General features: G+C 33.2%; 17 protein-coding genes. 13 read left to right on the top strand and 4 right to left on the bottom strand.

What is annotated here, in order from left to right; genetic code table 11:
* Nucleotides 1–188: 188 nt before the first annotated feature.
* Nucleotides 189–3,317 (bottom strand): isoleucine--tRNA ligase, encoded by a 3,129-nt coding sequence (gene ileS / locus H7355_RS13740; RefSeq protein WP_186648747.1) that lies wholly within the window; start codon nucleotides 3,315–3,317, stop codon nucleotides 189–191.
* A gap of 289 nt (nucleotides 3,318–3,606) precedes the next feature.
* On the opposite strand from ileS, the gene lepB reads away from it, so the two are divergent.
* From lepB to H7355_RS13690, 10 genes are all read left to right on the top strand, one after another.
* Nucleotides 3,607–4,281: a signal peptidase I gene (gene lepB / locus H7355_RS13735; RefSeq protein WP_186648739.1), complete on the top strand. Its 675-nt coding sequence runs from the start codon at nucleotides 3,607–3,609 to the stop codon at nucleotides 4,279–4,281.
* A 164-nt stretch (nucleotides 4,282–4,445) separates the two neighbouring features.
* Entirely contained in the window at nucleotides 4,446–5,054 is a 609-nt protein-coding gene (gene rpsD / locus H7355_RS13730; protein ID WP_186648732.1) for a 30S ribosomal protein S4, read from the top strand.
* A 108-nt stretch (nucleotides 5,055–5,162) separates the two neighbouring features.
* Nucleotides 5,163–6,224 (top strand): magnesium transporter CorA family protein, encoded by a 1,062-nt coding sequence (locus H7355_RS13725; protein ID WP_186648721.1) that lies wholly within the window; start codon nucleotides 5,163–5,165, stop codon nucleotides 6,222–6,224.
* 75 nt (nucleotides 6,225–6,299) lie between these two features.
* Nucleotides 6,300–7,166 (top strand): phenylalanine 4-monooxygenase, encoded by an 867-nt coding sequence (locus tag H7355_RS13720; RefSeq protein ID WP_186648719.1) that lies wholly within the window; start codon nucleotides 6,300–6,302, stop codon nucleotides 7,164–7,166.
* A gap of 3 nt (nucleotides 7,167–7,169) precedes the next feature.
* A complete protein-coding gene (locus H7355_RS13715) occupies nucleotides 7,170–7,808 on the top strand; it encodes a hypothetical protein (protein ID WP_186648712.1) in 639 nt (212 codons plus the stop codon).
* A 115-nt stretch (nucleotides 7,809–7,923) separates the two neighbouring features.
* Nucleotides 7,924–8,415, top strand: a complete 492-nt coding sequence (locus H7355_RS13710; RefSeq protein ID WP_186648711.1) for a hypothetical protein — start codon at nucleotides 7,924–7,926, stop codon at nucleotides 8,413–8,415.
* Nucleotides 8,416–8,474: 59 nt separating this feature from the next.
* Complete coding sequence (locus H7355_RS13705; RefSeq protein ID WP_186648710.1) at nucleotides 8,475–8,924, top strand: hypothetical protein; 450 nt, start codon at nucleotides 8,475–8,477, stop codon at nucleotides 8,922–8,924.
* 7 nt (nucleotides 8,925–8,931) lie between these two features.
* Nucleotides 8,932–9,744, top strand: coding sequence for a hypothetical protein (locus H7355_RS13700; protein ID WP_186648704.1), 813 nt, complete (start codon nucleotides 8,932–8,934; stop codon nucleotides 9,742–9,744).
* Complete coding sequence (locus H7355_RS13695; protein ID WP_186648702.1) at nucleotides 9,741–11,714, top strand: hypothetical protein; 1,974 nt, start codon at nucleotides 9,741–9,743, stop codon at nucleotides 11,712–11,714. Before H7355_RS13700 ends, H7355_RS13695 begins: the two co-directional genes overlap by 4 nt.
* Before the next feature lie 193 nt (nucleotides 11,715–11,907).
* On the top strand, nucleotides 11,908–12,816 hold the full coding sequence (locus tag H7355_RS13690) for a DMT family transporter (protein ID WP_186648699.1): 909 nt from the start codon (nucleotides 11,908–11,910) through the stop codon (nucleotides 12,814–12,816).
* Nucleotides 12,817–12,883: 67 nt separating this feature from the next.
* On the opposite strand, the gene H7355_RS13685 is transcribed toward H7355_RS13690, so the two are convergent.
* Complete coding sequence (locus H7355_RS13685; RefSeq protein ID WP_222435726.1) at nucleotides 12,884–13,801, bottom strand: bifunctional 5,10-methylenetetrahydrofolate dehydrogenase/5,10-methenyltetrahydrofolate cyclohydrolase; 918 nt, start codon at nucleotides 13,799–13,801, stop codon at nucleotides 12,884–12,886.
* 11 nt (nucleotides 13,802–13,812) lie between these two features.
* Nucleotides 13,813–15,735 (bottom strand): biosynthetic arginine decarboxylase, encoded by a 1,923-nt coding sequence (speA, locus tag H7355_RS13680; RefSeq protein ID WP_186648697.1) that lies wholly within the window; start codon nucleotides 15,733–15,735, stop codon nucleotides 13,813–13,815.
* A 195-nt stretch (nucleotides 15,736–15,930) separates the two neighbouring features.
* On the opposite strand from speA, the gene H7355_RS13675 reads away from it, so the two are divergent.
* The 3 genes from H7355_RS13675 (at nucleotide 15,931) to H7355_RS13665 (ending at nucleotide 18,109) form a co-directional block, all read left to right on the top strand.
* The gene (locus tag H7355_RS13675; protein ID WP_186648689.1) at nucleotides 15,931–16,416 is read left to right on the top strand and encodes a hypothetical protein; all 486 of its coding nucleotides are present in this window, start codon (nucleotides 15,931–15,933) and stop codon (nucleotides 16,414–16,416) included.
* A 175-nt stretch (nucleotides 16,417–16,591) separates the two neighbouring features.
* Entirely contained in the window at nucleotides 16,592–17,455 is an 864-nt protein-coding gene (locus H7355_RS13670) for a mechanosensitive ion channel family protein (protein WP_186648687.1), read from the top strand.
* Nucleotides 17,456–17,473: 18 nt separating this feature from the next.
* Nucleotides 17,474–18,109, top strand: coding sequence for a phosphatase PAP2 family protein (locus H7355_RS13665; protein ID WP_186648680.1), 636 nt, complete (start codon nucleotides 17,474–17,476; stop codon nucleotides 18,107–18,109).
* A 337-nt stretch (nucleotides 18,110–18,446) separates the two neighbouring features.
* On the opposite strand, the gene infA is transcribed toward H7355_RS13665, so the two are convergent.
* Nucleotides 18,447–18,683, bottom strand: coding sequence for a translation initiation factor IF-1 (infA, locus tag H7355_RS13660; RefSeq protein WP_130607568.1), 237 nt, complete (start codon nucleotides 18,681–18,683; stop codon nucleotides 18,447–18,449).
* Nucleotides 18,684–18,960 lie beyond the last annotated feature (277 nt).

Below are 18,960 nucleotides of genomic sequence, written 5' to 3'. Positions count from 1 at the left end.
TTACAAAATAAGCACGAAGATGTCCAGAATCCTTATAAAAAGGTTTGTTTTGAAAGCGAGTTTGGAAAACAGATATTTCAATTTATTAACAAGATTATTTTAATAATTCAAGTTTAAGCCCCGATAAATTGTGCTTTTTATCGGGGCTTAAAATTAAGAAAGATTTTTTTGAAAATATTTCTTTGAAATTAAATAAGTTTCATAGCTAGAGAAACTTTTTCCCCTTCACAATCTAATTCTGTATTATATTGAATTTGACCATTTATCTGTTCGACAATTTTTGAAAGCGTTTCGTCTTCAATATATTCCTTGTTCGAATTTATTGCTTGGGCAAGGGCGTGACTTGTTTTTAATTTTAAGTAAATTTTATCTTCGACATTAAAATCTGCTGATTTTCTTGCTTTTTGAATAAGACTCACGAGTTCGCGAGCAATGCCTTCAAAACGTAATTCTTCTGTCATTGTGGGATCGATTGCTGCAACAAGTTCGGCATCGGTTGCAACTAAATGACTGCCACTTGGGCGCAATTCAACTAAAACATGTTCAGGTTTTAAAGTGAAATCTTTAATTTGAATTGTTTCTTTACGAAGGGCTTTTGCCGCATTGTCTTGTGAAATATCGTTAAGTAACATCTGTAACTCTTTAATTTTATCACCCAAGGATTTGCCAAGAACTTTAAAATTTGGTTTCACAATGATTTTTGCAAGTTCAGAGGGATCGTAAGTGATAGAAACATCTTTTACGTTTAATTCTTCACAAATGACGTGTTTCATTTTTAAAATCTGTTCACCATATTCTTTTGAGAGAACACCCACTGTTAGCTTTTTTAGGGGTTGACGATTTTTTAATTTATGCGACACGCGAATCGTTCTTCCGAGTTCAACGGTGCGACGAGCAACGGCAACTTCTTTTAAAAGCATCTGCTCTTCTGCACTGAGTTCACGGTATTTAGGTAAGATTGAGAGGTGAACGCTGCCAACATTTTTAAGTTCGTCAGTCAGGGCAAGTTTGCCAAAAAAGTATTCTGCTGTAAAAGGCGCAAATGGCGCGAGGATTTGTGTAGCTTGGAGAAGAACTTCATAAAGTGTTGAGTATGCTTCTTTATTGCTGCTCCAAAAGCGTCTACGACTTCTGCGGATGTACCAGTTATTTAGGTCATCAAAAAATTCAATCAAAGTAGGTGCAACTTTAGCAATTTGATATGAATTCATTGCTTCATCTATATTTTTAACAAGTTCATTTAAGCGCAATAAAATCCATTTATCGAGTGCATTTGTACTTTTAACTGAATCTTTCGTAGGATCCCAATTGTCAATAGAAGCGTATGTTGCAAAAAAGGAATAAGCATTCCATAAAGGTAACAACACTCGACGGGTGCTTTCTTTCACACCATCTACACTAAAGCGAACTTCTTCAGCTACTGTTGCTGGTGAAGAAAGCAAAAAGAGTCTTACGGAGTCAGCTCCGAATTCGTCAAGTGTTGCCATGGGGTCGGGATAATTTTTGAGGCTCTTGCTCATTTTGCGGCCATCTTCTGCAAGGATAAGCCCGTTTACAACCACGTTCTTAAATGCAGGTTTTTCAAAAAGCAAGCCTGAAAGTAGAGTTAATGTGTAAAACCAACCACGCGTTTGATCTAGACCTTCGCAAATAAAGTCAGCTGGGAATAGATCTTTAAATTCTTCGGATCTTTCAAATGGATAGTGATGTTGAGCATAAGGCATGGAGCCTGATTCAAACCAACAATCGAGTACAAAAGGCACGCGCGTGAGAACTGTTCCAGGGTGTTTTTTAGAAGGAATGACAATGTCGTCAATAAATTCCATATGAATATCAGTAATGGGTTTATCTGTGTATTGTTGAAGCTCTGCTACAGAGCCAATGCACATTTCTTCACCGGTTTCAGAGTTTTTCCAAATTGGAATCGGATTTCCCCAATAGCGTGAGCGACCTATATTCCAATCGCGCGCATTTTCAAGCCATTTGCCAAAGCGTCCCGATTTAATATGGTCAGGTATCCAATTGATCTGGCTATTCATTTTTAGGAGAAGCTCTTTGTTCTCTTCAATTTTTACAAACCAAGAAGGAACCGCTCTGTACATAAGTGGCAGACCAGAACGGTAACAGTGTGGATAGCTATGGACAAAGGTTTCGTGTTTAAAAACAAAACCACGTCTTTTCAGATCGGCAATGATAACTTTGTCAGCGGATTTAAAGTCCAAGCCAACAAGTTCAGCCGGGTTGCCTTCAATAAATTTTCCGTTGGTGTCGAGGTGATCTAAAATGGGGAGACCGTAGCGTTTGGCTGCATTAAAGTCATCTTCACCAAATGCTGGGGCCGTGTGTACAGCACCTGTTCCTGTGTCATGTAAAACATAGTTTGTGGCATACACTTTGAATGCATTTTCACCAGCACTTTCAACCCAAGATGAGAAAAAGGGTTCATAACTTGTATGTTCGAGCTCTTCGCCTAAAAATTCACGGACAATTTTATAAGAGTCTTGTTTTGGCCAGTAAGCAGAAACTCTGTCTTTTAAGAGATAAAAAGCTTCATTGGATGAGTTGTCGTGCACTTCTGCATAAAGACCTTTTCCGTCAATTGCAATGGCAAGGTTTGCGGGCAGAGTCCAGGGTGTGGTTGTCCAGGCAAGAAGGTTTTTGCCAGCATGCTTGCCTTTGAGTTTTGCTTTTACAGTTAAGGAAGGAGCTTGCACATCTCTGTAATCAAGACTTGCTTCGAAATTCGATAAAGTTGTTCCTAATGCAGCTGAATAACTTACGACAAATTTACTTTCGTAAATAAAGCCTTTATCATAAAGAGTTTTAACCGCATGCCAAACGCTTTCCATAAAAGGTGTGTCCATGGTGCGATATTCATTTTCCATATCAACCCAGCGGCCAAGGCGACGAATATAGCTACGCCATTCTTTCGTGTAGCGATCAACCGAAGCGCGACAGGCTTGATTGAATTTGGCAATCCCAAAATTTTCAATATCAAGTTTGCCATTTAAACCAAGTTCTTTTTGCACTAAAAGTTCTACAGGTACACCATGGCAATCCCAGCCGAATCTTCTTTCAACTCGATTCCCTTGCATGGTAAAGTAGCGAGGGAAGGCATCTTTTATTGAGCTTGGGACAAAGTGGCCAAAATGGGGGAGACCGGTGGCAAATGGGGGGCCATCATAAAAATTGTATTTCTTATTTTCGGGACGTTCCGAGATGCTTCTTTGAAAGATATTTTCATTATCCCATTTTTTTAGCATTTCTTTTTCGAGTGCAGGGAAATCTATTCCCTTGGCTGGTTTTTCGACTTGCATTGAAACTCCCTATGAAAACAGTTACTTTTGTATATCTTTCAAAGATATATGAAGTAACTTATACTTGATAAATATCTATAATACACATATATGTAGAAAAATTTTTGCAAACATATATCCCCCTAAGTTATAGAGGGAAACCGGAATGACCAGTAATGCGAAGGGTATAGCAAATTTATAATATATCCGTATAGTTTTTTAGAAGAATTCGTTAAAAAGAAAAGCGAATGAATTTATTACCCGATATCTGTCGGTATTTTCTGTTGAGCATATCATAAAGGATGTCTATTTGAATAAGAATTTAATCTCTGAGTTAACGTGGGTTTTATGTTTTATTGCTTTCTTTGTTCTAATAAAAACCTCTGTTTTAGGATTCTATCGAATTCCATCTGACTCCATGTATCCAACTTTAGTCTGTGGAGACCGTATTCTGACAAATAAGCTCTCCTATGGTTTACAAATTCCATTTCTGCGTTCCGTGCTTTTTTCTTGGAGCGAACCCAAAAGGGGAGATGTGGTGGTGTTTTATCTCCCTGATCGTGAAAATACCTTTGTAAAACGAATAGTTGGCTTGCCAAATGACGTTATTAGCTTTCAAAAAGGGATTTTATCTGTAAATGGCATATCGGTCAGCACAGGTTTAGCAAAGGAATATGATTATAAAGGCAGCAGTTATTTGGAAGTTGTTGAAAAATCTGAGGAAATTCCATTGCCTGCCCATACTATTCTCAGTGCGCAAGACAAAGGAACAACTTTTTTTGAAAGTCGTCGTTTTATCGTTCCGCCAGGTAAGCTTTTTGTGCTTGGGGACAATCGGGATCATTCCTTTGATAGCAGGAGTTTTGGTTTCGTCGATAAGACTTTTGTTTACGGTAAAGTATTCAGTATTTTGTTTTCAACAGCAGAAAATGAGTCTTTTTTTCCTGATTTTCGAGCAGAAAGGTTTTTTAAGAGCATAAAATAGGGGGAGTTAAAACTTTTTTATATTATGATATTATATAGTTAAGCTAAAAAACCTGACTTTTTAAAAAAAACGTTGAAAGATTTTCAATAAGAGCTTTCCTTATGAAAATAAAAAACATATAGTGCGCCTGTGTTTTGAACATTTTATGGAGGTACTTAGTACATATGTCTCGTTACACTGGTCCACGTATGCGTATCGCTCGTCGTCTTGGCACATTACCAGGACTTACAAGCAAAGAAATTAAAAGAAAATCTCGCCCAGGTCAGCACGGTGCTGCTCCGCATAAAAAGTCGGAGTTTGCTATTGCTCTTGAGGAAAAACAAAAAATTCGTTTCAATTATGGTCTTTCTGAAAGACAAATGCAACGTTATATCAAAGCGGCTCGTAAGGCTAAAACCCTTACAGGTGAAGCTCTTCTCCGTATGTGCGAAATGCGCCTCGATAGCGTTGTTTTCCGTCTTGGTTTTGCACCATCTATCCCAGCAGCTCGTCAGCTCGTTCGTCATGGCCACGTCCATGTTAACGGCCGTAGAGTAAACATGCCTGGCTACCAATGTAGAGCTGGCGAAGTTATTGTTCCAACAAACAAAGAAGCAACTCTTAGCCTTGTTAAGAATAATCTCGTTCACCGCCAAAATGCACAACCACCCGCATTTTTAAGCCTCAGTGCAGATAAGCTTCAGGCATCTGTCGTGAGTGTTTGCTCCCGTGAAGAAGTACTTCTTCAAGTAAATGAACGCCTTGTAGTTGAATACTACGCTCAACGCGGTTAATACTTGTTATAATATTAAGATCTCCTTGTTTTCTTACGAAAGACCTTCGTAGATGTTCTTTGTTAATTCTTTTACAAGATAAACAAGAAAAAAACAGGAGGTTTTTTTTTGTCTGAAGTTATCCTTTCTAAAAAATTTCAAGGGCGAAATTATATATTTGAAGAGCTCATTCTGAGTAAAATCCCTCAAGAAGCACATGTGCAAATGCAGGGGATAGGCACACGTTTTAAACTACACTATTTAACCGTAGAAGATTGTGTACATAGGAATCAGAGAACCAAAGTTGAATCTTTTGGTGAGTATCATTTTATCGTTTGGTATTATTTTCATCCTTCGCTTGAAAAACCAATTGAGCTGCATATCGTGCTTGGCAAAGACTTTTTACTTTTGATTGCCAATGAAACTCCCCATGCAGTGGCTATAGATTGGAAAATGCTTTGTTTCCCAAAAGGACAAAGCATTTTTTTATATGACGCAATTTGCCAGATGTTCGACGTGTTGGTTGAACACTCTGAATTATATGTGGGGGCTCTGGAATATGGTATGCACATGCTTGAAAAAAGAATTGTTGCTCGCCACATCAATCCTACAAAAATGCTGAGAATGAAATATCTGGTCAATGAGCTTGAGCAGACCGTGGGAGCCATTAATTCCATTTTTCATCAATTGGAAAAATATGAATTCAATTTAGATCAAAAATTTAGAATGAGAAATATTGTAGATCATCACAATCGTTTGTCTGAAAATGTTATGCACTTACGCTTTCAATCTATGGCATTAATGGATATATATTATGGTTCTTCGGGAGAGCGTTCCAATCAACAAATGCGTAAGTTAACATTGCTTTCAGCATATTTATTGCCAATGAGTGTCTGGGCTGGAATATTTGGTATGAATTTTGAAGGCATGCCATTTAAACATGATCAATTTATGTATATAGGTTTTCTCTTGATTTTTGGCACGCCACTATCGATTTTTTTATATTTTATTTATAAGAAGATTTCACGCAAAAAAATTAAAAATATGCGCAAACTTCATGATGAGAAGCATAAAAAACATTATCCGTTTTTAAAAAGGCGAATGGATTATTCAAATTATAAAATTATGAATGAAAGTAAAACAAATACTACAAAGAAGAAAACCTCAACAAATCATCATGACAAATTATAAATAGAAATGTTATACTTATTGGAGAAAATTTAAGGAGAATCAACAAACAATGGCATTCATATAGGATAGTACATTATGACTTCAGAATTTTTTAACAAGCAGAGGAATATACCGATCCCTGAAGGCACGCTTTCCATAGAGGTTGAATACAAAGCAAAGTCTTCATATCCCATTGTTGCGAGTCCGTCTGTTGAAGGCACTATTGGAGAAAAAATAATCACACCAACATATTCACAGGAACAACATAAAACCTGGAAAATAATGTTAAATAAACAGTCGAAACTGGTTCAAGGCAATCTATGTGATGAATATATTGAAGGTATGAATTTATTAAATTTTCCAAAGGAAAAAATTCCTTCACTTGCACAATCAAGTGAGACATTGAGAAAATGCACAGGTTGGCAAATTATCCGAGCTGAAGGACTCGTTTCTCCGAAATACTTTTTTGCTTTACTTGCAAATAAAGTTTTTCCATGTACGGACTTTATTCGCCATATTGATGAGATTGATTACACGCCTGCGCCGGATACTTTTCATGATCAAGCAGGCCACCTAGCGATGATTACGAATCAACGATTTGCAGAGTTTTTTCATTTATTTGGCATTGCAGGTGCGCATGCAAAAAATGATGCAGAGGTGATGTGGTTCAATCGCATTTATTGGTTCACGGTAGAATTTGGACTTATAAATCCTACAGCTCATGCAGGAAGCAAAAGAGACCATAAACAATGTCGAATATATGGGGCTGGTATAGCATCTTCATGTGGTGAGATTATTTATAGTTTGTCTGAAAAGGTTAAGAAACTTCCGTTTTCTCTTGATGTTATCACTGAAACAGACTTCGATATACATCATATGCAAGACCTTCTTTTTGAAATAGAGTCTTTCGATGAACTTGAATATGAATTTAGAAGATGGGCAACTAAAAAAGGCTTTTTATAAATCATGGTATATTTGAAAAGAATTTGTTTTTTTGTTTTTTCTAATTATATCTGTTTTCCTGTTTTAGCAGATAAAGGTATTAATTTAAGTTACGGCTTGGACGGTCAGTCATCTTCGTATTCTATTTTTTTTTATCAACACTTTAAATTAAATTCACCTTTAGATAAAATTAATATCGGTTACATTATTCGTTTTAGTAACTTTAATTCTGCGAGAGATTTATTTTATTCTGATTCAAGTTCATCAGAAAGAACAGCAGATAAATCTATACAAATCATGTCACCAAATGTGTATTCTTTAAATGCAGGTGTAAGTGCTAATGCTGAATTATTTAATAATATTGGCTTAGGATTTAATCTGGATATTTTAGGACACTCTTTTGGAAGTACAAAATATATAGTAAATTCAACTATACAAGCTAAACCTTCTCCACTGAATCTGTTTCTTTATAATATAAATGATCTTGGAAGTCTCAATTCAGAGTTTTATCTTTATTATTTACTAAACGACCAAATTTTTTTTAGAACTGGATTGTCACATTATTTTTCTGAATATTTAACAGAAACTCCTTTAGTAGATAATTGCAAAAAATTTCGCAGAATCTCAAATTTATTTTTTTTCTCATGTGGAATAATTCTTTAAAAAAAAATTTTAAATATTTGACATCAAAAATTCTATGACTTAAGATTAGAAAAATAAATTTTTAGATTTCCGTTGTCGTTGTGTCCGTTAAACACTTTTTAGAAAGGGTCATGTTATGCTAAAGAAACTTGTCTTAGTCTCTTCTGTCCTATGCACTTTCAATGTATTTGCGTCAGGTTCATCCATTCTTGAATTACTTTTAAACGGAACAGTCACTCAAACTCCATATTGGAGCATGGATGGCGGTAAATCCGTTGCTAAACAAGCAGTTTATTCATTTAATGGATTTGTGCCAGCTGATGGTATTTTAAATACAAATATTATTGGTGTTTCATTAGTAAATCCTTTGAGCACAGCAAATACAGTTGAACTTGTTCTCCCATCAAATTGCACAATCGGTGGACCAGCAGGTAAAGCAGTTGATGTGAGCTCAACAAAGTACGTTGTAAATGATGTTGAGTATGCAAATAATTCTCAAATTGATGTATCAGAATTTCCAAATACTGGTTCATATGGTGCTACTAGCATCAGAATATATGGAATTGATCAAAATGTTGAAGGCGCGTTGGCATGCCCAGCAAATGGTAGTTTGACCTATCAATATTAATATTTTTATGTTAATGATGGCATGATTTATTTTTATAAAAAAAGATTTTGGAAAGAATCATGTCAAAATTCAAATACATTTTAATATTATTTTATATGAAATCATCTTTTGCAGAACCTGCAAAAGATGATTTTCCTCGTTGGGTTGTGAATGGTATTGATAATTTAAATGCAATTGTATTTAATACAAATCAATTTCTATCCTATGATGGAGCATTGAGTTTTAATAGCTATTATGTCAATGTAAAAAATATTAAAAATAAGGATTTAAAAATTACATATAAAAAAATGAGCGGTTGCAGTTTTAGCAGTGGTGAAGATATTCCAGATTCTAATATTTTTTTACTTGTAAATGGGAAAGAATATCGTGAGTATCAATATATTAGCATATCTGATTTTAATATTGGAGACGATGGAGCTGAAATATCCATACGAATTAAGGGACTAAATATAAATCACTATGGAACATTTTCATGTAAAATAAATGCTGCTCTTGTTATAAATAATTGAGGTGAATATGGGAAAAATAAAATTTAGAAATTTAATTCATATTATTTTTTGTTATTCTACATTTTTTATAATTAATTTTTCTTTTGCACAAGATAATAAACCTAAAGGTGATATTTTTGTCGCCCCCATTTCATCTTATTCTGTTAACGCTGAAGAAATGTCACTTACTTTAGCAAATACATCAGAATCAGTGAAAAAATTTTTTTACAAAAGCCGATGCATTATAAATAAGGTCGAGTATGAAGACGACGCGTGTTCAAAATATTTTGCTTTCGATCTTACTGGCTTCCTAAAAGAAAATATTATTACAATACCAGCGAATACCCAAAAAAAAATCCCTATAAAACTCCTTATAAAACCAAAGGATAAAGAAGAATTTTCTGCGTTTTTTACTCCTGTATTTACCATTATATCTGATTTAGATAGGCCTAAAAATTCTGTAGGTTTTGAGTTTAAATTTGCCCCAGGAATACTATTCGCTTGGAATTCGACAAGTGCAAAACTTGATTTGCAAGAATTTAAAACAAGAAATTCAAAAGAAGGAGTAAGGATTGCACAATTTACTTTCGATATTTCAAAATTAAGTAGTCCTCAAGTAGTGAATGTCAATGCGAAAATTATTGATAGTAAAACAAATAAATTAATCCGTTTTTTAGATTTGGGCAAAGAAAAGATTATTGACCCACGAAGGAAAAAATTAGTGCTTAAGGGTGAGATCGATAAAAGTAAGGAAAATGAAAAAAACCTCTGTTACGAACTTTTATTTCAAGAACTCACAACGAATTCAGCATATAAAATAAAATCACCTTCTTGTACATGATTAAAAGTTTTCCCCAAATATTTATTTTTTTGGGTATCATTCTTTGCTTTTCAAATGTTAGCTTTTCTCTAACATACGAAACAATTCAATTAGATATAGAAAATGATACATTTTCTGTTTCTTTGAATGACAGTAAATGCGAGTTTATTCTTGATAATATTATAAATTATGAAGTATTAAAAAAAACTGAAAATAAATTTCTAATTAAAGCGAATAAAATTAATGAAAAAAGCGCAACAGTCATTTTTGATTGTGAAAAAGATCAGTATATCTATCGAGTTTTATATCAGCACGGTTATTCACAGTCATCTATGTTTTACCAAAGAGAATTTAAAGGCAAGACATTTTTAAATTACAATTTTAAAATGGATGGTAGAAACTCTACCACCCAAGTTATTCAGTATATAGATGGTTCAGTTCCAAATTTTTATTTTAAATCTTCAAGAATAGAATATGGAAACAGTAATTATTTTAATAATATTCAATTAAATTATTCTGGTGACAAAAGTGATAATGGTTTTCTAAATAATTTATATACTGGGATTTATTTAGGAAATGGAAATGATAATATTGGAAAATATGCAATAGCGCAAACTGGCTTTGGGATATATGAATATATATTAACGTATCAACAACAAAATTATTATGAAAATGAATTTTTCAGTCGAAAAATTTCATTAAATATACCAAATCCAGTTCGCTTGTATTTAACATATGATAGAAAAGTAGATGAAACCGAAAGATATTCTGCGCAAAGAGTATTTTCATTTGGAGTTGGTAATTTTCAAAGCTATCATTTTTTAAGTTATGAAAAAGAATATAAAAAACCAGATCCAATTAACAATCCTCAGTTATCTATTGTAGAAGATACATTTTATTTGAATAATTTTACTACATATTTTTTTACTTCTTTTATTTACCAACAATTAAATTCAGATATCTATTGCAGAGATAACAAATCTTGCGTATTAAAAAATCTTTTAACAACATTTAATTTTCAAAATTTTACGACACGTTTGCAATTTAAATATAATTTTATTCCAAATGGTTTTGATTTTTATTTGCAAAAATATTTTTTAGGAGAATCAGATTTTAATTTGGGACTTTCTAAAACATTTAGTCCGATAGAATTTTTTCAAAAATCTGATTTTTCAAAAACCAATATTGACGAATCTGATTACAAATTTTTCTCAAATTTAAATTTGAGACGGCATTATGGTGGTTTTTTTGCAACTCTAAGTCTACCAATTATTTATATCAATCAAAATCCATCAGCAAATGCATCTCTTGAATATGAAACAAAAAAGTGGATCTTCTATTCATCATGTTTGCTTAGACCATTTGATGGAGCCGATTGGCGGCAAGTCAATTGGCAAGTGACAAGTGGATTTTCCTATTATCCTGATAAAAATTTAAATTATGTAGTTGATTTTTTAAAAACTCATAAGATCAAAGGACATGTTTTTTCAAATCTTAGACTGCCAGAAGAAAATGTCACTGTTCAATTGATATTTGCTGGTTCAGTCATTCAAGAGTCATTAACAGATGATAAAGGATATTATGAATTTAATGATGTGCCAAAAAATGGAAATTTTGAAATCAAAATGAAAAAAGGAGCGATTGAGAGCAAAGCAGAAATAACTAAAGAAAATCATGAAATTGAAAAAAAAGCAGAAATTGATATCCCATATTACACTGTGGTTAATTTAAGTTTCGTGCTTGTGGAAAATGGAAAAGAGTCTACTTTATCAAAAATCAGCAATCACAATGCAGGCTATTCTATAGTATCTGTAGAAGGTGCAAAATATTTTGGCAATAAGATTGTTTTAAAAAGGGATCAAATTGAGAAGCTGCAATTGAATCCAGAAATCCTGCCGTTTGGATACCAAGTGATAAAACTAAGCGAGAATTCAGTGAATACTCTCGAAAAAGAAACGGCAAATATAACTATTTATCTAAAAAAGGATTGATAGAGATCAATTAAAAGATAGATAACTTAAATTATAAATAAAACAGAATATTTAAGTAAAAACTTTAAGCCAACATTTAGAGATTGAATTCATAGCTTTGTGTGATATGAATAATTTGTAGATATTTTGTGAATCTCTATATTTTTAAAATATGCTTTCTAAAATTTTTAGCTAATATATAGTAGGTTTTTGAATGATAAATATATTTATGTTCATTTTTTGTATTTTAGTCTGGGGATCAAGTTACTTATTTGCAAAAATGCAAAACAGTTTTGCACCCCCTGAGTTCTCTTTAATGCTTAGAATACTAGTTGCATTTTTCTTTTTTATACCTTTATTTATAGTCTCTAAAAAAAATCAAAAATTAAAAAAGAAGGATCATTTCTATATTTTCCTTTTTGGCATATGCAATTTTATGCTTGGTTATATCTTTCTCTATTTTGCGACTGTTTTAATGGCCAGTGGCTTAGTCGTTGTCATTTTTTCTTTTAAGAGTATTTTGACACCGCTTCTCATTTCTATTAAAACGAAGCAAAAGCTAAATTTAAGTCTTATTATTGGCTCATTATTTGCTATTTTAGGAGTTTTTTTCATATTAATGAATTCAAATACAGGAGAAAATCTTTCTTATAAAGGCCTTATTTTTGCAATTGCGGGAACGGTCATCACTTCATTTGGCGATCTTTTTTCAAGCATGAACAACGATAAAAAGATTTCTCCAATCGGTGCAAATTTTTTTGGTTTACTCTATATTATTCCCGTTTTAGTTATAATTAACCTAAACAATATGAATTATTTATATCAATTAGCAGATCTTCATTATTTGTTAAGTATTCTTTATTTAGGTTTAATTGCTTCTGGTATTTCCTGGCTTTTTTATTTGTACCTTGTAAAAAATATAGGGGCAAACTACTCGAGTTATATGGTCACTTTATTTCCCGTGGTGGGTTGCTTGTCATCTATTCTATTTGAAAGCATGCAGTTAGATTTAAACTTAATTATCGGAATTATGTTGAATTTTATGGGGCTATTTATTGTAGTTTTCTACATGCCAAAAAAGATTGGTCAAAAAAATAAAAAAGAAGTAATTAGACTAGCTTAAATTATTTTGAGTCATATTTTTTATTTTTCCAAATGCAACAGTATGAGAATCTTACTTTTATTGTTGCTTAATTTTTCGCCCAAGCTGCAAGAGCTGTATTGAGCATAAGCATAGCAATTGTCATTGGCCCGACTCCGCCAGGAACTGGGGATAAAGCTTGGGCAACTTCTTTCACATTGGCATGTACATCTCCGCAGAGTTTTCCATTTTCTTTTCTGTGGATGCCCACATCTATAACAACTGCATTTTTCTTTATATAGCTTTTATCTATAAATTCAGGTTTACCAATTGCAGCAATAAGAATATCCGCATTTTGGCAAATTTCTTTAAGTTGATTTGTTTTTGAATGGGCAATTGTGACTGTAGCATCTGCGCTGAGTAAAAGTAACGACATGGGTTTGCCAACGATGTTACTTCGTCCAACGACAACTGCATTTTTACCACTTATCTCTATTCCATAAGAGTAGAGCATAGCTAATACTCCAAATGGAGTGCAAGCAATGGCATTTGTAAACTCACCTGTTGCTAGTGCACCAATACTTTGTGCGAGAAATCCATCCACGTCTTTTTCTGGCAATATTTCATTTAGGATTTTTTCTGCATTTATATTTTTAGGAAGTGGGAGTTGTACCAATATCCCATCCACATTTTTATCATTATTTAATTTATGTATTATGGATAATATTTTTTCTTCACTTGCATCTGCTGACGAAAGATAAAAACTCTGTGATTCAAAACCAGCTTCATTAAATATTTTAATTTTATTTTTAACATAAACATGTGAAGCAGGATTATCACCTGCAAGAATAACAGCAAGGCAAGGGATTTTTTTTCCAATTCTCAAAGCTTGGGCTTGTGAAATGAATTGTGCACTGAGAGCCTTGCCATCCATTATTTTGCAATTTGTTCCTTCATAAAACGCGGCGGTTTTAGAGAGATCAGGTAAAACAAATCCAGTTTTTTGTGCACGCGAAAAAAACTTCATACAGAAACCCTTTATCCAATAATTTCAATTGAACTTTTTGTTAAAAGATAAGGATATTCGCTAAAAAATCCTTTGACTTTTTTCATTATTCTATCGCAATCTTTTTGATCAATAGCTCCTGATAGGACATTGCGTTTTAGTTGGTTTTCATAGCCAAGAAGGATATCTTCATCTCGGTAATTCATAATGCGTAAGATCTCTCCTACATCTTCGCCTTTGACTTCTTCGATGGCTTCAAGTTCTCCATTTGCACTGATACGTACGATCAATTCGTTGACTGCACCAAAAAGATTGTGATTGTTACCTAAAGCTTCTTGATAAGCGCCAACAAGAAAAAATCCAATATGATATGGTTCATTGGATTTAGGGATGTGTAATGCAAGTGAATGTTTGATATCTCTCTTATCAACAAATTTATCGAGACACCCATCACTGTCGCAAGTCAAATCCATGATCACCCCGTGATGTTGTGCTTTTTCATTTAATCTTGTGATGGGCATAACTGGAAAAAGTTGATCGATACCAAGAACGTCGGGAATGGATTGGAACATGGAAAAATTGGCCATATATTTACCGAATCGACTTTTTTCCAATTCATCAAATTCTTCGAGTTGCATACCTGATTGCCGATAAAAATAAAGGGCTTTATTGCAAAGTTCATAATAAAGAACTTCTGTTTTTGCGCGCTCTTCAATTTCGAGATAACCTAAATTAAATAAAGTAAACAGCTCATCACGGGATTGAAGTGAGTCATGATAATATTCTACGAAGTTTTTACCATTCATCAGTTTAATAGCTGTCATCATATCAGCTAATAATTTGTGATCATTTGGAGAAATATTCCACTCTTCAATATCTCCCCCTGTTTTTTCAACTTCCCGGACATCCGTGAGAAGAACAGCATGATAAGCAGCAACGGCTCTTCCACTTTCACTGACAATATGAGGTGCTTTACAGCCTTCCTCTTTGCATATGTCTTGAATAATATAAATCACGTCATTGGCAAATTCTTGCATTGTGTAGTTATGGCTAACGTAAAAACTTGTTTTACTTCCATCATAATCAACGCCAATGCCACCACCAATATTTAAGTAACGTAAGTTGAAACCACTTTTTAAAATTTTAGCATAAACGCGTGCGGCTTCCTTCATTGCATTTTTCACACGTTTTATTTCTGTGATCTGCGAGCCAATATGATAATGAATCATGGCCAATTGATCTTTAAATCCAGCTTCTTCAAGAAGATAGAGGGCTTCCATCATTTCGACGCTGTTGAGTCCAAACTTGCTCCCAATCCCGCCGGATTTTTCCCACATACCGGAACCTTTGGCATATAGTTTCGCTCTGAGGCCGATGTCTACGCAGTAACCTACTTTTTTTGCGTGGTTGATTATAAATTTAAGTTCGTCAGTGCCTTCAATCACAAGTACAACATTTTTTCCCATTTTTTTGGCATCGAAAGCGAGTTCAATAAAATGAGAGTCTTTGAAACCATTGCATACAAATAGAGCTTCAGGATGAAGGTCGTAAGCAAGAGCTGCGAAGAGTTCAGGTTTTGTCCCTACCTCTAATCCATAGACATGTTTACGCCCACTCTTTACAAGATCATCTATAAATTCTTTGCGTTGATTCACTTTAAATGGAAAAACAGCTCTAAGATCGCCATCATATTTAAATTCTTCCATAGCACTGCGAAATGCATTTTGTAGTCTTGTCAATTGTGTGTCGAGAATTTGAGGGAAGCGAACAATGAGAGGAGTTTGAACTTTTTTTTCAGCGGCAATTTCTAGAATTTTTGCCAACTCTATAGAAGTGGTTTTATTACCAAATGGAAAGACTTCGACTGTTCCTTTATTGGAAATTCCGAAGTAACCTGATCCCCAATCATCAATACCATAAAGGTCACGAGACTCTTGAATGACGTTTTTCAACATCGCCACACCCCCATTCAAAAAAGGAGTTAAAAAGAATGTTCGCAAAATCTTTGCGAGCGAAGGAAACCCGCTTTTCACATATAATAGATGTAGCCCATGTCAAGAATTTTCTGGAAAAAAATGCACAGTGTTTCATCTTTCAACTTCAATTAATATAAAATAAGCAAATTTATTTAACGAAACGGAGAGAGAAAAATGGCATTTTGGCATAATCAACGTTATGAGAAATTAGAAGAAATATGCACAGGAGATCCTCTGAGACAGTTACCAGAGCATAAATTTCCTTGGTTACTCATAAACTCGATTTTTCATGATTTCGAGGGGGATACGTGGATCGTAGAAGTTTCATGTACAAATATAATTCCATGCAAAAACTCAAACAAAGTTAAAGTTGAATTTAATTTAGAAGCTCAAGCAAAAGTTGGGCAAGAAAATTTAAAAAAAATGGGCATATCAAGTAATCGACTTGAAATAATGGGGGTTGTCTCTTGGAACAAATTAGAAGAAAGTTTTGGCACTTCGGCAATATTAGATTTTGAGCGAATCGAAATGTATGCAAAAGAGCTTAAAGGAAAATTTATAGAACAAGTTAAAAATAAATATACTTTAAAATTAAAATCTCATTTGCTTCTTAATAAAATTAAGAACAGTCGGATTTCTGGTTTTTCATCTGGAGAATGATACAAGTGAACTCATTTAATAATTTTAACAAATTGATGATAGATGTGCTAAAACACGATTTGCTTGCAATGCAAGATTTAAGTTTGTATTCTGATCTGTCGTTTCTTTGAGCGATTTTTTATTTCAAAAAATTTAAAGTTTTTTATAAATCTAATTTAGAAGGAAATACTCATAGATGTTGGAATTTATTAATATTGATTCAAAAATTTTGATCCATTTTGCTACCAATTTAACTTTATCGGTAGTTTCTTTTCTGATTATATATTTTATTCGAGTAATATTAATTAAAGGACTCGTAAAAACAAATCACAAGGTGCAAAAAATTGATCCTACCCTAATGCCAATCACTATAACAGTGATAAAATATGCTGCATTTATTATTTCTATTTTAGTCATTTTGAATATATTTGGAGCAAATACGAATGGTATTATTGCATTTATTGGTGCTGCTGGACTTGGTCTCGCATTGGCTTTAAAGGATACATTGCAAAATATAGCTTCGGGAATCATGCTTATTTTTTTACGTCCTTTTAATATAAACGATTATATCGAGTGCAATACCAATTCTGGTACGGTTATTGAGATCAATTTATTTACCACTACATTAAAAACAGTCGATGGATTATTTTTGTTTGTGCCAAATAATTTATTATGGAATGCATCAATAAAAAATTATACACGTAATGGCTTAAGAAGACTTGACTTTTTTGTTACCGTATCATATGCAGATCAACTCGATCTTGTTAGTAAATTGCTTATGAATATTGCGGAATCTGAAAAAAAGATTTTAAAAGATCCCATTCCTTTGGTTGTCGTCACAACGCTTGGTGAAAACAGTGTTCAATTGCTATTACGATGCTGGACTAAAAATGATGACTTTTGGGAAGTAAATTACTCTCTCAATAAAATCGTCAAGGAATCTTTGGAAAACTCTGGTATCACAATTCCATTTCCACAAAGAGATGTGCATTTGCATATTTCCAATAAAACGAGTGAGAGCAGGAGCAAAGTTATTCATGCACTGCAAGATCATAAATAATTTTCTGAGGAGGTCGAGTTGCGTTATTTTGTTATTTTTTTAGTTGTGCTTGCTTCAATTATTTTTTCTTTTTATTTTATTGATAAAAGTGTTGTCTTCTTTATAGAAGAACAACACATAAATAAATCTATTGTCTTAAAGAGTTTATCTGCTACACCTAATATTATTCTGCCAATATTAGCAGTCTATGTAATTCTCTTTATATTTATTGTTAAGAAATTTATGCATAATAAGCTTTTTCAGATGTTTTTTTGCGCTACACTTTCAGTTGTTTTAGCAGCCCAAATAAAAGATATCTTAAAATATCTGTTTGGTCGCTATTGGGCAGATACGTGGTTTAACAACAATCCTTCACTTTTAGTGAACAATGTGTATGGTTTTCAGTTTTTTCAAAAAGCAAATTCTTCATTTCCATCAGGACACACAACAGTCACATTTGCGTTCTGTACTGTTTGTCTTTTGTATTATCCAAAATATAAATATTTATTCATTATCCCTATGATCACTGTTTGTATTGGCCAAATCGGCATGCATTATCATTTTGTAAGCGATGTTATAGCGGGTGGATTTCTCGGTTATGCCGTTGCAAAAACCCTAACCTATTATTTGACTTCTGCTCAATTTCAAAAGCTTATTCCATTCAAAAGCAACTGAATTTACTGCCTGATAAAAATAAGTTGAAAAAAACAATTAAATGCTTTATGACTTATAACCGTTATAAGTGAGGAGTATAATGTCAATAAGATTTAAAAAGAGATCCATTTATTATATCCTATTTTTCTTCCTTTTATTATTAGGAATGTGCTGGCTTTATTTACAGTCAAATACGAAATCGAGTATTCAAAAATTAGAACAATCCCCGATTGTTGATAATTAAATTGTTACAATAATGTGGTTGAAAAAAATATTCTATTTTAAATAATTAATTTTAAAAATTGAATGGAGTGAAAAGTATATTTATTAGTAAAGCTATAAGAAGAGTGTACCTAAATTAGCGACCTCTGGCTGAAAGTTTTTCACGTGAAATGATCAAGCCATGGCTTACGTCATATGGTGACAATCCAACCGTTACTTTATCTCCGATGATAACACTGATTTGAAACTTACGCATCCTGCCTGAAATTTTAGCTGAAATGGTTTGTCCAGTCTTTAAACTCACTGAGTATTTTCCACCAGCAAAAACGTTGGTGACAGTTCCTTCCACGCTTAAGAGATCTTCACGACTCATGGGAACCTCCTATTCAATTTTTATAAAAGTTTCTAGAAATATTATTTCATATATTGTTTTATAAAAGCAAGTAGGTTTTTGACATATTCGCAGCATTAAGGGTTTTAAGGCGCAATACTCATCGGTGTTAAGGTGACAAATGTGATTTGTTTGTTTATGTTTTTAACAGTATACATAAAGAAACAAAGGAAACCTCTGTCGATTTAAAGCGGTTTTGAAAGATTATAATATAATCTTACGATTTATGTTTTGTCATTGCCTTTAAGACAATTTTTTT

The sequence above is a fragment of the Fluviispira vulneris genome, from assembly GCF_014281055.1.
Taxonomy (GTDB): Bacteria; Bdellovibrionota_B; Oligoflexia; order Silvanigrellales; family Silvanigrellaceae; genus Silvanigrella; species Silvanigrella vulneris.
The sequence above is the reverse complement of the archived record's forward strand: the minus strand, read 5'-3'. Positions and strand labels throughout refer to the sequence as shown.